We start from the raw sequence: 15438 nt of genomic DNA on the forward strand, positions 1-15438 counted from the left end.
CGACGTCAACCTCGACATGATCCTCGACGTGCCGGTGACGCTGGCGATGGAGGTGGGGCGCACCCGCATCAGCATCCGCAACCTGCTGCAGCTCAACCAGGGTTCGGTGGTGGAACTGGACCGCGCCGCCGGCGAGCCGCTGGACGTCTACGTCAACGGCACCCTGGTGGCGCACGGCGAGGTGGTGGTGATCAACGAGAAGTTCGGCATCCGGCTCACCGACGTGATCAGCCCGGCCGAACGCGTGCGCAAGCTGCGCTGATGGCCGCGGCCGCCTTCATCGCCGCCGCGCCGGCCGCCGCGGACGCCGTGCCCGGGTTGGGCGGCGAACTGCTGCGGGTGGTGCTGAGCCTGGCCGGCGTGGTCGTGCTGATCTTCGTGGCCGGCTGGCTGAGCCGCCGGCTGCAGGGCCGTCCCGCTGGCGGCGGGCGCCGCATCCGCTGCGTGGAGAGCTGCGCGGTCGGCGCGCGCGACCGGCTGCTGCTGGTGGACGCCGACGGCAAGCGCCTGCTGATCGGCGCGGGGCCGGGTGGCCTGCGCACGCTGCACGTCTACGAGGGGGCCGCCCCGGCCGCGTCGGAGATCGCGGCCGCGCCGACGCTGCCCGGTTTCGCCGACGTGTTGGCGCGCTGGAGGCGCCCGTGACGGCGCGGCTCGCCACGCGCCTGCGCCGCGTGCTGTTCGCGCTGGCCGTGCTGCTGGTGCTGCTGCCGGCCGGCGCCGCGGCGCGCCCGGCCGCGCCGGTCGCCGCGCCGGCCGCGTCCGCGGCGGCCTTGCCGGCTGCCGGCATCCCGGTGCTGACCGTGCGCGACGCCGGCGGCGGCGCGAAGAACTGGACGCTGTCGCTGCAGGTGCTGGCGCTGATGACGGCGCTGACCCTGATCCCGGCGCTGCTGCTGATGATGACCTCGTTCACGCGCATCATCATCGTGCTGGGTTTCCTGCGCCAGGCGCTGGGCACGCAGTCCACGCCGCCCAACCAGGTGCTGCTGGGGCTGGCGCTGTTCCTCACCCTGTTCGTGATGTCGCCGGTGTTCAACCAGGCCTGGCGGGACGGTGTGAAGCCGTACGCGGACGGCCAGCTGAGCGCGGAGCAGGCGCTGCCCGCCGCGGCCGCGCCGTTCAAGCGCTTCATGCTCGACCAGACACGCGACGCCGACCTGCAGCTGTTCACCCGGCTGGCGCACGAGCCGCCGTACGCGGACAAGGCCGCGGTGCCGTTCCGGGTGGCGATGCCGGCCTTCGTCACCAGCGAGCTGAAGACCGCGTTCGAGATGGGCTTCCTGCTGTTCATCCCGTTCCTGATCATCGACCTGGTGGTAGCCAGCGTGCTGATGTCGATGGGCATGATGATGGTGTCGCCGGTGACCATCGCGCTGCCGTTCAAGATCATGCTGTTCGTGCTGGTGGACGGCTGGTCGCTGCTGCTGGGCACGCTGGCCGGGAGCTTCTTCACATGATGCGCGCCGCCCTTTCTCCCTCTCCCCGCCGGGGAGAGGGTCGGGGTGAGGGGCGGGTGCTCGCTCCGAGGTCGAGCCGTGCGATCGCTCCGCTGGAGCCCGTCGCAAGCCCCGGCCCCTCACCTCAATCCTCTCCCCGGGGGGGAGAGGAGGCAAAGGCGGCTGCGCCAAATTCTCTTCGATCCTCTCCCCTGCGGGGAGAGAAGGCACGAGCGAGCCGCCCATGACGCCCGAGTCCGTCATCGCCTTCGGCCAGCACGCGCTCTACGTGGCGATGCTGGTGGCCGCGCCGCTGCTGCTCACCGCGCTGGCGGTGGGCCTGCTGATCGGCGTGATCCAGGCGGCCACGCAGATCAACGAGATGACGCTGAGCTTCATCCCCAAGCTGGTGGCGATGGCGGTGGTGGGCGTGATCGCGGGGCCGTGGATGCTGCGCACCCTGGTGCAGTTCACGCGCCATCTGATCGAAGGCCTGCCGGGCGTGCTGCGATGAACACGGTGGACCTGGCGCAGCTGCCGCTGTGGGCCGACCGCGCGATGTGGGTGCTGGCGCGCGTCGTGGGGTTGTGCCTGGCGGCGCCGGTGTTCGGCTCCAGCGTGGTGCCGGTGCGCGTGCGCGTCGCGGTGGCGGTGCTGCTGGGCCTGGCGCTGCTGCCGCTGGCGCCGGGCACGGTGGACCCGCTTTCCGCCGCCGGCGTGGCGACGCTGGCGGGGCAGGTGCTGATCGGCGCCACGATCGGCTTCGTGCTGTGGTTGGCCTTCCAGGCGGTGGCCTATGGCGGGCAGCTGGTGGCGCAGACGATGGGGCTGGGCTTCGCCGAGACCATCGATCCGTCCGGCGGCGGCAGCTCGCCCACGCTGGGCCAGTTCTACCTCGCGCTGGTGACGCTGCTGTTCCTGGCGATGGACGGCCACCTGCGGCTGGTCGCGCTGCTGGCGGAAAGCTTCCGCCAGCTGCCGCCGGGCGCCGGCGCGGTGCCGGCGGCGGGCCTGCACGCGGTGGCGGCGTTCGCCGGCGCGCTGTTCCTGGGCGCGGTGCGCGTGGCGCTGCCGGCGCTGACCGCGCTGCTGGTGGTGAACATGGGCTTCGCCGCGATCAGCCGCGCGGCGCCGTCGATGAACCTGTTCGCGGTGGGCTTCCCGATCACGCTGTGCCTGGGCTTCATGGCGCTGTGGCTGTCGCTGCGCAGCCTGCCCGGCGCGTTCGAGGCGGTGCTGGACCGCGCCTGGGCGCTGATGCGCGCACTGGCCGGAGGCTGAGCGATGGCCGAACACGACGAGCAGGAGCGCACCGAACAACCGTCCGAGAAGCGCCTGCGCGAAGCGCGCGAGAAGGGCGACGTTCCGCGCTCGCGCGACCTTTCCGGCGCGCTGGTGACGATCGCCGGCGTGGCCGCGCTGATGGCCGCCGGTCCGCGCGCCTGGTCGCACGCGCAGCGCATCTACCGGCTCGGCCTGGACTACGACCGCGCCGCGCTGTTCGCCGGCGGCCTGCCGGCGCATGCGCTGGGCGCGGCGGCGCGCGAGGCGCTGCTGCTGTTCGCGCCGGTGGCGCTGGCCACCATGCTGGCGGCGCTGGGCGCGCCGCTGCTGCTGGGCGGCTGGAGCTTCAGCGCCGAGGCGCTGCGGCCCAAGCCCGAGCGGCTGGACCCGGTGGCCGGGCTGGGCCGGATGCTGTCGCTGCGCGGCGCGGTAGAGCTGGGCAAGTCGCTGCTGAAGCTGCTCTTCCTCGGTGCGGCGCTGGTGCTGCTGCTGTGGCACGCCAGCGCGGCGATGCTGGCCACCGGACGCGGCGCGGTGGGCGCGGGCATCGCCGCGTCGCTGGCGCTGCTGGGTCGCGCCGCGCTGCTGTTCGGCGCACTGCTGGCGCTGCTCGGCGGCATCGACGCGCTGTACCAGAAGTTCGACCACGCGCGCCGTCAGCGCATGACCAAGCAGGAGCTGCGCGACGAGTCGAAGGAGACCGACGGCAACCCCGAGCTCAAGGGACGCATCCGCCAGGTGCAGTTCCAGCTGGCGCGCCGGCGCATGATGCAGGAGCTGCCGAAGGCCGACGTGGTGGTGACCAACCCCACCCACTTCGCGGTGGCGCTGCGCTACGACGACGGCCGCATGCGCGCGCCGCGGGTGATCGCCAAGGGCGTCGACGAGCTGGCGCTGCAGATCCGCCGCGTCGCGGCGGAGCACCGCATCCCGCAGGTGGAGGCGCCGCCGCTGGCGCGCGCGCTGTACGCCACCACCGAGATCGACCGCGAGGTGCCCGCCGCGCTGTACGTGGCGGTGGCCCAGGTGCTGGCCTACGTCTACCAGCTGCGGCAGGCGGCCGGGCAGGGCGCGGAGCCGCCCGTGCCGCCGTCGCCGCAGGTCGACCCGGACCTGCTCGGTCCCTACAAGGAGTAGCGCGTGTCCGCTTCCGATACCCTGCAGACGCTCCACCAGCTGGGCCGCCGCGGCATCGGCGCGCCGGCGATGCTGCTGGCCGCGCTGGCGATGGTGATGCTGCCGCTGCCGCCGTTCCTGCTCGACATGCTGTTCAGCTTCAACATCGCGCTGTCGCTGGTGATCCTGCTGGCGGTGATCTACGTGATGCGGCCGCTGGAGTTCGCCGCGTTCCCCACCGTGGTGCTGGGCGCCACGCTGCTGCGGCTGGCGCTCAACATCGCCTCCACCCGTGTGGTGCTGCTGCACGGCCACGACGGCCCCGGCGCGGCGGGCAAGGTGATCGAGGCGTTCGGCGAGTTCGTGATCGGCGGCAACTTCGCCGTCGGCCTGGTGGTGTTCGCCATCCTTACCATCATCAACTTCGTGGTGGTGACCAAGGGCGCCACCCGCGTGTCGGAGGTGACCGCGCGCTTCACCCTGGACGCGATGCCCGGCAAGCAGATGGCGATCGACGCCGACCTCAACGCCGGCCTGCTGACCCAGGAACAGGCGCGCGAGCGGCGCCAGGAAGTGCGCGAGGAGGCGGACTTCTACGGCTCGATGGACGGCGCCTCGAAGTTCGTGCGCGGCGACGCCACCGCGGGCATCCTGATCCTGCTGATCAACATCGTCGGCGGCTTCATCGTCGGCGTGATGCAGCACGGGCTGTCCGCCGGCGAGGCGGCGCGCACCTACACCCTGCTCACCATCGGCGACGGCCTGGTGGCGCAGGTGCCGGCGCTGATGCTGTCGATCGCCACCGCGGTGATCGTCACCCGGGTGTCGAAGTCGCAGGACATGGGCAAGCAGGTGCTGGGCCAGGTGTTCGGCCAGCCGCGCGCGCTGGCGGTGGCGGGCACCGTGCTCGGCGTGATGGGCCTGGTGCCCGGCATGCCCAACCTGGCCTTCCTGCTGCTCGGCTCCGCCTGCGGCGGCGCCGCGTGGCTGCTGCACCGGCGCGAGCGCGAACGCCGCGAGCGGCTGGCGCAGGCGGCGGCGCAGCCCGCCGCGCCGCCCGCCGCGGAGCGGCTGGAGCTGGGCTGGGAGGACGTGATCAGCGTCGATCCGGTCGGGCTGGAGGTGGGCTACCGGCTGATCCCGCTGGTGGACCAGAACCAGGGTGGCGAGCTGATGGGGCGGATCCGCTCGGTGCGCCGCAAGCTGTCGCAGGACCTCGGCTTCCTGGTGCCGGCGGTGCACATCCGCGACAACCTCGACCTCGGTCCCGACACCTATCGCATCGTCCTGATGGGCGTGCCGATGGGCGAGGCCGAGGTGCACCATGGCCGGCTGCTGGCGATCAACCCCGGCCGCGTGCACGGCACGCTGCAGGGCATCGCCACGCAGGACCCGGCGTTCGGGCTGGAGGCGGTGTGGATCGAGCCGGGCCAGCGCGAGCTGGCGCAGGGCTACGGCTACACCGTGGTGGACCCGGCCACGGTGATCGCCACCCACCTCTCGCACATCCTGCAGGAACACGCGCACGAGCTGCTCGGCCACCAGGACGCGCAGCAGCTGCTCGACCGCCTGGCGCAGTCCGCGCCGCGGCTGGTGGAGGACCTGGTGCCCAAGCGCCTGCCGCTGGGCGTGGTGGTGAAGGTGCTGCAGAACCTGCTGGCCGAGCGCGTGCCGATCCGCAACATGCGCACCATCGTCGAATCCCTGGCGGAGCATGCGGGGCAGAGTCAGGATCCCGGCGCGCTCACCGCCGCGGTGCGGGTGGCGCTGGGCCGCCAGATCGTGCAGGAAATCGCCGGCCTGGCCACCGAGATCCCCGTCGTGACCCTGGCGCCCGAGCTGGAACAGATCTTGCTGAGCTCCCTCTCGGGAGGCGGCGTGGCCGGCGCCGCGGTGGAACCGGGGCTGGCCGACCGCCTGCAGCAGGGCGTGGCGGAAGCCGCGCGGCGGCAGGAGCTGAGCGGCGAGCCGGCGGTGCTGCTGGTGCCGCCGCAGCTGCGGCCGTGGCTGGCCCGCTTCACGCGGCACGCGGCACAGAACCTGCACGTGCTGGCCTACAACGAAGTGCCCGACAACCGCCGCGTGCGGCTGGTGCAGGCACTGGGGAGGTAAGAGCGAATGAAGATCAAGCGGTTCGTCGCACCCGACATGCGCCAGGCGATGGCCCAGGTGCGCGAGGACCAGGGCGCGGATGCGGTGATCCTGTCCACGCGCCGCGTGCAGGACGGCATCGAGGTGATCGCCGCGCTCGACTACGACGAGGCGCTGGTGCGCCAGGCGGCCCGCCAGGGCGCGCCGCTGGACGTGGCGCCCGCGGCGCGCCCGCTGCCGCCGCCGCTGTCGCCGCCGCTGTCGCCGCCGCCCGCGGCGAAGCCGGCGGAGGCGAAGCGCGCCAGTCCGCCGCGCGAACGCAGTGCCGCGCCCGCGACGGCGGAGCCGGCGCCGCACCCGCTGATCGAGCAGGCCGCGCAGGACGCGGCGCGGCTGCGCAGCGAGCTGGGCAGCCTGCGCGAGCTGCTGGAATCGCAGCTGTCCAGCCTGGCCTGGAACGACATGGAGCGCCGCCACCCGCTGCGCGCGCGCGTGCTGCGCGACATGACCCGGCTCGGCATCGAGCCCGACGTGGCGCGCCGGCTCGCCGACGACCTGCCCGACCGGCTCAGCCCCGAGCAGGCGCGCTACCTGCCGCTGGGCGTGCTGAGCCGGCGCCTGGTGGCGACCGGCCGCGACGTGGCCGACGCCGGCACCACCGTGCTGATCGGCCCCACCGGCGTGGGCAAGACCACCACGCTGGCCAAGCTCGCCGCGCGCGCGGTAATGCGCCACGGCGCCGCCCAGGTGGCCCTGGTCAGCACCGACGACTACCGCATCGGCGCCGCCGCGCAACTGGAGCACTACGCGCGCCTGCTCGGCGTGCGCGTATTTCCCGCCTACGACGCGGCCAGCCTGCGCGAGGTACTGGCGGTGCTGCGCGGCCGGCGCACGGTGCTGATCGACACCGCCGGCGTGGCCGGCCACGACGTGCGCCTGCAGCAGCAGGTCGCGCTGCTGCGCGACGCCGGCGAACTGCGCACCTGCCTGGTGCTGGCCGCCAACGCGCAGGCGCTGGCGCTGGACGAGGCGGTGCGCGCCTACCGGCCGCTGCAGCCGCAGTCGTGCATCCTCACCAAGCTGGACGAGGCGCCGAGCCTGGGCGGCGCGCTGTCCGCGCTGATCCGCCACGAGCTGCCGCTGGACTACGTCGCCGACGGCCAGCGCGTGCCCGAGGACATCGCGGCGGCCGACACCCGCGCGCTGGTGTGCCGCGCCGCGCGGGTGATGAAGAACCCGGCCGCCGAGGCCGACCACGAGCTGCTCGCGCAGCGTTTCGGCATGGCCATGGCCTGAGGTGGCGACGATGAACCAGGCATGGGGTCTGACCCATCTGTTCCCGGAACGGGCCGCGCGGCACGGCGGCGCTGCGGCCTCGCGCGCGTCGCCGCCGCCGCCGCGCCGCTGCCGCACCATCGCCGTGGCCGGCGGCAAGGGCGGCGTGGGCAAGTCCACGGTGGCGGTGAACCTGGCGATGACGCTGGCCATCGCCGGCCGCGAGACGGTGCTGCTCGACGCCGACCTCGGGCTGGCCAACGTGGACGTGCTGCTGGGGCTGACGCCCACGCACCACATCGGCCACCTGCTCGACGGCAGCCGCCGGCTGGAGGAACTGCTGATGCCGGCGCCGCACGGCCTGCGCGTGGTGCCGGCCGGCTCCGGCACGCGGCGGCTGGCGCAGCTGGGCAACGGCGAGCACGCGGCGGTGATCCGCGCCTTCGACACCCTGGCCGCGCCGCCGGAATTCCTGCTGGTGGATACCGCCGCCGGCGTGTCCGACAACGTGGCGATGTTCGCCGCCGCGGCCGACGACGTGGTGCTGGTGGTGTGCGACGAGCCGGCCTCGCTCACCGACGCCTACGCGCTGGTGAAGGTGCTCAGCCGCGACTTCGGCGTGCGGCGCTTCCGCATGGTGGCGAACATGGTCGGCAACGCCGGCGAGGCGCGCCAGCTGCACGCGAAGCTGGCGCGGGTCAGCGACCGCTTCCTGGACGTGGCGATCGACTTCGCCGGCATGGTGCCGCGCGACGAGTTCCTGCGCCAGGCGATCCGGCGCCAGGCCGCGGTGGTCGACGCCTGGCCCTCCAGCCGGTCGGCATTGGCATTCAAGCAATTGGCGGGTGCGGTCGATACATGGCGGGAACCCGGTTCCCCGTCGCGCGGCCGCATCGCGTTCTTCGATGGACAGGATGCGTCGCCGGCGGGGTGGTGAGATGAGCGTGGCCTCCGAATATCTGCAACTGCAACGCGAGAGCACCGACGAGCTGGTGCGCCGCCACGCGCCGCTGGTGCGCCGCATCGCCTATCACCTGATGGGGCGGTTGCCGTCCAGCGTGGACGTGGACGACCTGGTGCAGGCCGGCATGATCGGCCTGCTGGAAGCCGCGCGCCACTACGCCACCGACCGCTCCGCCAGCTTCGAGACCTACGCCGGCATCCGCATCCGCGGCGCGATGCTGGACGAGCTGCGGCGCATCGACTGGACGCCGCGCTCGGTGCACCGCAAGGCGCGCGAGGTGGCCGAGGCGGTGCGCCAGATCGAGCACGAGACCGGCGCCGACGCCAGCGACGCCGAGGTGATCCGCAGGCTCGGCATCGACGCGGCGGAATACCACCAGATCCTCGCCGACGCCGCGGGCGCGCGCCTGCTCAGCCTCACCGCGCCCGACGACGCCGACGACGGCGGCGCGGCGCTGGAGGTGCCCGACCGCAGCGGGCTGGAGCCGCCGGCGCAGGCCGAGGACGAGCGCATGCGCGCGGCGCTGGTCGAGGCCATCGGCGGGTTGCCCGAACGCGAGCAGCTGGTGATGTCGCTGTACTACGAGCAGGAGCTGAACCTCAAGGAGATCGGCGCGGTGCTGGGCGTCACCGAATCGCGCGTCTGCCAGATCCACGGCCAGGCGCTGATCCGCCTGCGCGCGCGGATGTCCGGCTGGCGCGAGGACGGCGGCGCGACCGCGCCCGGCACGCCCGGCCGCGCCCCGTCCGCCGCCCGCGCCGCGCCGCGCTGACGCCGATGCCTTTTCCCTCCATCCCCCGTTCCCTGATTCCCGAGGAAGCATGGACAAGAACATGAAGATCCTCGTGGTGGACGACTTCTCCACCATGCGGCGCATCGTGCGCAACCTGCTGGTCGAGCTGGGCTTCAGCAACCCGCTCATCCAGGAGGCCGACGACGGCGACAACGCGCTGGCCCTGCTGCGCGGCATGCCGTTCGACCTGGTCGTCACCGATTGGAACATGCCGAACATGACCGGCATCGACCTGCTGCGCGCGATCCGGGCCGAGCCCGCGCTGAAGGCGCTGCCGGTGCTGATGGTCACCGCCGAGAACAACCGCGACCAGATCATCGCCGCCGCGCAGGCGGGCGTGAACGGCTACATCGTCAAGCCGTTCACCGCGATCACGCTGAAGGAAAAGCTCGAACGCATCTTCGAGCGCCTCGCCGCCCAGGGAGCCTCCGCATGAACGCCGCCGCCAGCCCCTTGCTCGGCCACGCCCTGCCGCCGGAACTGCAGCAACTGCTGAGCAGCCCCGACGGCGCCGCCTTCGAACAGGCGCTGGACAGCCTGGTGCGCGAGCGCGAGCAGCGCCTGTTCCGGGCGCTGGGCCTGCTGGCGCGCGACCTGCACGACGCCGTGCGCCGGCTCGGCAACGAGCTGGCGCAGGAAGGCGTGCCCGACAGCGTGGCCGACGCGCGCCGGCACCTGCATGACGTGCTCGACATGAGCGCCCGCGCCGCCCACCGCAGCTTGGATTTCGCCGAGCGCATGCGACCGCAGGCCGAGGCGCTGCAGCGCAACGCGGCGGCCCTGCTCGCCGCGGACGGCGCGGACGCCGCCGCCACGGCGCTGGCGCGGCAGGCGGACGGCTTCGCCGGGCAGTGCCGCGAAGGCCTCGCCGACATGGTGCTGGCGCAGTCGTGGCAGGACCTGTCCGGGCAGCGCATCAAGAAGGTGGCCGGCTTCATCGGCAGCGTGGAATCCTCGCTGCTGGAACTGGTGCGGCTCACCGGCGCGCTGGCCGGTGGCGAGGCCCCGGTGGCCGCGGCCAAGGTTTCCAGCCAGGACGAGGCCGACCGCCTGCTCAGCGAATTCGGCTTCTGAGCGCGGGCGCGATGGGCCCCATGCAGGACGGCGAGCTGCGCGACGATTTCCTGGCCGAGGCCGGGGAGCTGGTGCAGCGCCTGGGCGAACAGCTGGTGGCGCTGGAAGCGGCGCCGCGCGATGGCGAGCTGCTCAACGCGGTGTTCCGCGCCTTCCACACCGTGAAGGGCGGCGCCGGGTTCCTCGCGCTGGAGCCGATGGTGCAGCTGTGCCACCACGCCGAGGACCTGCTCAACGAGGCGCGCAACGGCGCCGTGCTGCTGGCGCCGGCCCAGGTGGACGCACTGCTGGAGGCGCTGGACCGGCTCGGCGGCATGCTGGACGCGCTGGCCGGCGGCCAGCCGATGGCGGCGCCGCCGGACGCCTTGCTGCAGCGCCTGCGCCCGCCGCCGGCCGACGCGCCCTCGATGGCCGCACGGGTAGCCGCACCTGCGCCGGCCACGGGCGGTGGCATCGACGACGACGAGTTCGAAGCCCTGCTGGACAAGCTGCACGGCACCGGCGGTGCGCCCGGCGCGCCGGCGGACGCCAAGGCGGCCGACGGCATCGACGACAGCGAGTTCGAGGCGCTGCTGGATACGCTCTATGGCCGTGGCGGCGCGCCCGGCCAGTCGCCGACGACGGCCGCCGGCGGCATCGGCGACGAGGAATTCGAAAGCCTGCTGGACACGCTGCATGGCAAGGGCGGCAGCCCGGGGCGCGCGGCGGCGCCCGCCGCCGAAGCAGCGCCACCGACCGCTCCTGCATCCGCGCCGCGCGCATCCGCATCCATGGAAAGCACCGTGCGCGTGGACACCGCTCGGCTCGACGCGCTGGTCAACCGCGCCGGCGAACTGGTGCTGGTGCGCAACCGGCTGCTCAGCCTGGCCGCGCGCAACGGCGACGAGGCGCTGGCCGCGGCGGCGGGTGAGCTGGACCGCGTCGCCGACGAACTGCAGGGCGCGGTGCTGGGCATGCGCATGCAGCCGGTGGGCCGGCTGTTCCAGCGCTTCCCGCGCATCGTGCGCGACCTGGCGCGCCAGCTCGGCAAGGACGTGGAACTGCTGCAGGAAGGCGAGGACACCGACCTCGACCGCGGCCTGGTCGAGGCATTGGCCGACCCGCTGGTGCACCTGCTGCGCAACGCGGTCGACCATGGCCTGGAGGCGCCGGACGAGCGCGTCCGCGCCGGCAAGCCCGCGCGCGGCCGGGTGCGGCTGGCCGCCTGCCAGCGCGGCGAACGCATCGTGATCCTGGTCGCCGACGACGGCCGCGGCATGGATCCGGAGGTGCTGCGGCGCAAGGCGGTGGAGAAGGGCGTGATCGACGCGGCGCAGGCCGCGCGGCTGGACGAGGCCGAGTGCCTGGAGCTGATCTTCCGCCCCGGCTTCAGCACCGCCGGCGCGATCTCGGACATCTCCGGCCGCGGCGTCGGCATGGACGTGGTGAAGACCCGCGTGGCCGAGCTCGGCGGCACGCTGCAGGTGCGCTCGCGCCCCGGCCACGGCAGCGAGCTGGAGCTGACCGTGCCGCTGACCCTGGCGATCGTGCGCGTGCTGATGGTGCGCGTGGGCGCGCGGCTGTTCGCGCTGCCGCTGGGCAACGTCGAGGAGGTGTTCGAGCTGGCCGCCGGGCAGGACGGCCTGCTGGACGGCCGCCCGGTCGCCGCGCACCGCGGCCGCGCGCTGCCGCTGGGCGACCTCGCCGGCTGGTCCGGCGCCGCGCCCGAGCCGGGCCGGCACGTGGTGGTGCTGCACGTCGGCCACCTGCGGCTGGGCTGCCTGGTGCACGCGGTGCTCGGCCGCGAGGACGTGATGGTGAAACCGCTGGGGCCGCTGTTCGACGGCGTCCGCGGCGTGGCCGGCGCCACCGTGACCGGCGACGGCCGGCTGGCGCTGGTGCTGGACCTGGCGGGCCTGGCCGGCGACGGCGGCCCGCTGCTACCCATTCTGCGAGCAAGCGCCTGACATGGACCCCATCAGCATCATCGGCACGATCCTGGCCTTCGCGGTCATCATCGTCGGCACCCTGCTCAAGGGCTCCAGCATCGAGGCGCTGTGGAACCCCGGCGCCTTCGTCATCGTCTTCGCCGGCACGCTGGCGGCGGTGATGGTGCAGAACCCGGGCCGCGTGCTGCGCCGCGCCGTGGGTATGGCGCGGATGATCTACCAGCCGCCGCGGCACCGCCCCGGCGACCTGGTGAGCCGCGTGGTGGGCTGGAGCGAGATCTCGCGGCGGCAGGGCCTGCTGGGGCTGGAACCGCAGATCGACGCCGAGGCTGACGGCTTCGTGCGCAAGGGCCTGCAACTGCTGGTGGACGGCGGCGAACCGGAGGCGATCCGCGGCGCGCTGGAACTGGAACTGGACACCCGCGAGCAGATCGACATGGCCGCCGCGCGCGTGTTCGAGAACGCCGGCGTGTACTCGCCGACGATGGGCATCATCGGCGCGGTGCTGGGGCTGATGGCGGTGATGCAGAACCTCACCGACCCCGGCAAGCTCGGCCACGGCATCGCCGCAGCCTTCGTCTCCACCGTCTATGGCGTGTCGCTGGCCAACCTGCTGATGCTGCCGATGGCGGCGCGGCTGAAGACGCTGATCGGCAAGCAGACGCGCATGCGCGAGATCCTGATCGAGGGGCTGGTGGCGATCGCCCAGGGCGACAACCCGCGCCAGATCGAATCCAAGCTGCAGGGCTTCCTGACATGAGGCGCCGGCACCGCGAGGAGAAGCTCAACCACGAAGCCTGGGCGATTCCCTACGCCGACCTGCTGACCTTGCTGCTGGCGTTCTTCGTGGTGATGTACGCGGTGTCGGTGGTCAACGAAGGCAAGTACCGGGTGATGTCCGAGTCGATCATCGAGGCGTTCAACGGCACCGCGCGCCACGTCGCGCCGGCGCAGGGCAACACCGCCATGCCGGTGGCGCCGGTGCCGGCGCGCCACGCGCCCGCGCCCTCGCGCGCCACGGTGATGCCGCGCCTGGCGCTGCCGCTGCCGACGCGCAACGTGATGGCCTCGGCGATGCAGCAGGGCGCGCTGAACGACCCGGTGGGCGAGCAGCGCAACCTGGAACGCATCCGCGACCAGGTGCGCCAGGCCCTGCAACCGCTGATCGACCGCCGCCTGGTGACGGTGCGGCCCAGCAAGGACTGGCTGGAGATCGAGATCCGCACCGACATCCTGTTTCCCAGCGGCGTGGCGCAGCTCTCCGCGCAGGCCGGCCAGGTGCTGCGCAAGCTGGCCGGCATCCTGGCGCCGTTCCCCAACCCGCTGCGGGTGGAGGGCTATACCGACGACGTGCCGATCAACACTGCGGTCTATCCCTCCAACTGGGAACTGTCCGCGGCGCGTGCGGCCAGCGTGGCGCGGCTGTTCGCCGAGCACGGCGTGGACCCCGACCGGCTGGGCATCGTCGGCTGGAGCGAATACCGTCCCGCCGCCGGCAACGACACCGCCGAGGGCCGCAACCGCAACCGCCGCGTGCTGGTGGTGGTGCTGGGCAACCGCCACGTGCCGTCGCGCTTCGGCACCGACGCGAACGGCCTCGGCCGGCTGGTCGAGGCCACGCCGGCGCCTGCCGCCTCGTCGTCGCCCGCGCCGGCAGCGGTGCCGGCGGAGGCACCGGCAGGGAACGCCGCCACCGTGGTGGTCACCGCATCGCGCATGCCCGGCGGCAAGCCGCGCGGCGGGCGCGGCTGAGCCCATGCCCCAGGAGACCCGGCCCATGAACACGACGGACGCACCGGTGACGCCGGCGCTGCGGCGCTGGCTGGTGTTCCGCATCGCCGCGCAGGCGTACGCCGCGCCGCTGGAGTGCGTCGGCGAGGTGATCCGCGACGGCGATGCCACGCCGGTACCCGGCGCCGCACCCGAACTGCTCGGCATCCGCCACCTGCGCGGCCGGATCGTGCCGGTGCTGGACGGTGCCCGCCGCGTCGGGCTGGCGCCCGACGCCGACGCCGATCCGGAGCAGGCGCGCATCGTGGTGCTGGTGCATGGCGCACACCGCATCGGCCTGCGCGTGGACGCGGTCGGCGAACTGCTGGAAAGCACGCAGGAACCCGCGCCGCCGCCCCCCGGCCGCGTCGCCCGCGACGACGATCCGGTCGAAGGCGTGCTGCCGCTGCAGAGTGGCTTTGTGGCGTTGCTGGATGTGCGGAGGTTGTGCCGGCTGGCGGGTTAGGCGGATGCCGGTGGCATGGTGCCGGGGGACGAACCGCAAGGCTGACATGGTCCCGCGTCAGCCCGGAGATACTTGTGCATGCCGCCTGGGCAAGGCCGTCGACCGGCCGGTCATCGCAAGGATTTTGAGGTTGACACGCCGCCGGGGCGAACCTGATGCTCCAGCCGTCCGCGCGCTCACGGAGGGGAGGCCGCCACCACGGCGTGGTGAAGAGCAGCCAGTATCTTGGTGGTCAGGATGCACGATGCCTTTCGCTCGATAAAACTGAACGGGATCAGCGTCAATGCTGATGGGTCAGTGTCCTTTCAGAACGCCTCGCTTCTGAGTGCCACCTGGCAGTTCGCGCCCTGGCGGGCCAGTGCCTGATTCGGACAACTTCGGCTTTTGCACGAACGGTGGTACGAGTCCCCGTGCCGCAGCACGGGGCCTGCTATGGGTGAATAACCTGGAGGAGACGTCATGTCTGGCAAGAATGTATAGACCGGAGACATGGGTAACAGGTGTGCCAGGACATGGGTTACACCTCGGCAGGTGTTCTGACCTGCAGGAGGTGCCATTCCATGCCTTGGAAGGAAGCGACACCGATGTCCCAGCGCAGAGAGTTTGTCGCCTTGGCCCACGGCCACGGCATAAGCGTGGCCGAGCTGGCCCGCCGGTTCGGCATCAGCCGCAAGACGGCCTACAAGTGGCTGCATCGCGAAGCGGCCGGTGAGCCCCTGGAGGATCGCTCGCGCCGCCCCCTGGCCTCGCCGACGCGCACCGGCGAGGCCGTGACCGCTGCCGTGCTCGCCTTGCGCCACCAGCACCCGTGCTGGGGCGGACGCAAACTGCACCGCGTGCTGTGCGACGAAGGCCACACCGAAGTGCCAGCGCCCAGCACGATCACCCATGTGTTGCGTCGTCACGGCCTGATCGCACCGGACGCGCCGGGCACCCGCCGCCCCTGGCAGCGCTTCGAACACGCCGCGCCCAACGACCTGTGGCAAATGGACTTCAAGGGCACGGTGCTGGTGGGCCGTGGCCGGTGCGATCCGTTGACGGTGCTGGACGACCATTCCCGCTACAACCTGGTGTTGCAAGCGACCACGAACATGCGCACGGCCACGGTGCAGGACATCCTCACCGAGACCTTCCGTCGTTACGGCCTGCCGGTGCGCATGAACATGGACAATGGCTCGCCCTGGGGCAGTCCCGGTGGCGATTCGCGGGGCCTGTCCGCCCTGAGCCTGTGGCTGGTG

At 72.8% G+C, this 15438-nt stretch carries 16 protein-coding genes and 1 pseudogene; all 17 read left to right on the forward strand.

From position 1 onward, the window contains the following. Window position 1: 1 nt before the first annotated feature. Window positions 2-262, forward strand: a pseudogene (fliN, locus tag QMK61_RS05870) (flagellar motor switch protein FliN); the annotation flags it as partial. Next, a complete protein-coding gene (locus tag QMK61_RS05875; protein ID WP_302071131.1) occupies window positions 262-645 on the forward strand; it encodes a flagellar biosynthetic protein FliO in 384 nt (127 codons plus the stop codon). The pseudogene fliN and the gene QMK61_RS05875, both read left to right, overlap by 1 nt. Next, window positions 642-1460: a flagellar type III secretion system pore protein FliP gene (fliP, locus tag QMK61_RS05880; protein WP_345783618.1), complete on the forward strand. Its 819-nt coding sequence runs from the start codon at window positions 642-644 to the stop codon at window positions 1458-1460. The genes QMK61_RS05875 and fliP overlap by 4 nt, the downstream gene beginning before the upstream one ends. 223 nt (window positions 1461-1683) lie before the next feature. After that, the gene (gene fliQ, locus QMK61_RS05885) at window positions 1684-1953 is read left to right on the forward strand and encodes a flagellar biosynthesis protein FliQ (RefSeq protein ID WP_302071134.1); all 270 of its coding nucleotides are present in this window, start codon (window positions 1684-1686) and stop codon (window positions 1951-1953) included. Next, complete coding sequence (fliR, locus tag QMK61_RS05890; RefSeq protein ID WP_302071136.1) at window positions 1950-2720, forward strand: flagellar biosynthetic protein FliR; 771 nt, start codon at window positions 1950-1952, stop codon at window positions 2718-2720. The genes fliQ and fliR overlap by 4 nt, the downstream gene beginning before the upstream one ends. A gap of 3 nt (window positions 2721-2723) precedes the next feature. Further along, the gene (gene flhB / locus QMK61_RS05895; protein ID WP_302071138.1) at window positions 2724-3860 is read left to right on the forward strand and encodes a flagellar biosynthesis protein FlhB; all 1137 of its coding nucleotides are present in this window, start codon (window positions 2724-2726) and stop codon (window positions 3858-3860) included. A gap of 69 nt (window positions 3861-3929) precedes the next feature. Beyond that, complete coding sequence (gene flhA, locus QMK61_RS05900; RefSeq protein WP_302071180.1) at window positions 3930-5951, forward strand: flagellar biosynthesis protein FlhA; 2022 nt, start codon at window positions 3930-3932, stop codon at window positions 5949-5951. A 6-nt stretch (window positions 5952-5957) separates the two neighbouring features. Continuing rightward, window positions 5958-7226: a flagellar biosynthesis protein FlhF gene (gene flhF / locus QMK61_RS05905; protein ID WP_302071140.1), complete on the forward strand. Its 1269-nt coding sequence runs from the start codon at window positions 5958-5960 to the stop codon at window positions 7224-7226. Window positions 7227-7236: 10 nt separating this feature from the next. Then, window positions 7237-8142 carry a MinD/ParA family protein gene (locus QMK61_RS05910; RefSeq protein WP_302071143.1) on the forward strand — a complete coding sequence of 302 codons (906 nt, stop codon included), beginning with the start codon at window positions 7237-7239 and terminating at the stop codon, window positions 8140-8142. A 1-nt stretch (window position 8143) separates the two neighbouring features. Next, a complete protein-coding gene (locus QMK61_RS05915) occupies window positions 8144-8941 on the forward strand; it encodes an RNA polymerase sigma factor FliA (RefSeq protein WP_302071145.1) in 798 nt (265 codons plus the stop codon). 49 nt (window positions 8942-8990) lie between these two features. Next, window positions 8991-9398 (forward strand): chemotaxis response regulator CheY, encoded by a 408-nt coding sequence (locus QMK61_RS05920; protein WP_302071147.1) that lies wholly within the window; start codon window positions 8991-8993, stop codon window positions 9396-9398. Next, entirely contained in the window at window positions 9395-10036 is a 642-nt protein-coding gene (locus QMK61_RS05925; protein WP_302071149.1) for a protein phosphatase CheZ, read from the forward strand. Before QMK61_RS05920 ends, QMK61_RS05925 begins: the two co-directional genes overlap by 4 nt. Window positions 10037-10047: 11 nt before the next feature. Further along, window positions 10048-11982 (forward strand): chemotaxis protein CheA, encoded by a 1935-nt coding sequence (locus tag QMK61_RS05930; RefSeq protein ID WP_302071151.1) that lies wholly within the window; start codon window positions 10048-10050, stop codon window positions 11980-11982. A 1-nt stretch (window position 11983) separates the two neighbouring features. After that, window positions 11984-12724 carry a flagellar motor protein gene (locus QMK61_RS05935; protein WP_302071152.1) on the forward strand — a complete coding sequence of 247 codons (741 nt, stop codon included), beginning with the start codon at window positions 11984-11986 and terminating at the stop codon, window positions 12722-12724. Continuing rightward, window positions 12721-13716, forward strand: coding sequence for a flagellar motor protein MotD (gene motD, locus QMK61_RS05940; RefSeq protein WP_302071154.1), 996 nt, complete (start codon window positions 12721-12723; stop codon window positions 13714-13716). The genes QMK61_RS05935 and motD overlap by 4 nt, the downstream gene beginning before the upstream one ends. A 25-nt stretch (window positions 13717-13741) precedes the next feature. Continuing rightward, window positions 13742-14200, forward strand: a complete 459-nt coding sequence (locus QMK61_RS05945; RefSeq protein ID WP_302071157.1) for a chemotaxis protein CheW — start codon at window positions 13742-13744, stop codon at window positions 14198-14200. 584 nt (window positions 14201-14784) lie between these two features. Next, a partial coding sequence (locus QMK61_RS05950; RefSeq protein WP_302071158.1) for a DDE-type integrase/transposase/recombinase occupies window positions 14785-15438 on the forward strand: 654 nt, incomplete at its 3' end.

The sequence above is a fragment of the Fulvimonas sp. R45 genome (assembly GCF_030504985.1).
In the GTDB taxonomy this organism is placed as follows: Bacteria; Pseudomonadota; Gammaproteobacteria; order Xanthomonadales; family Rhodanobacteraceae; genus Rhodanobacter_A.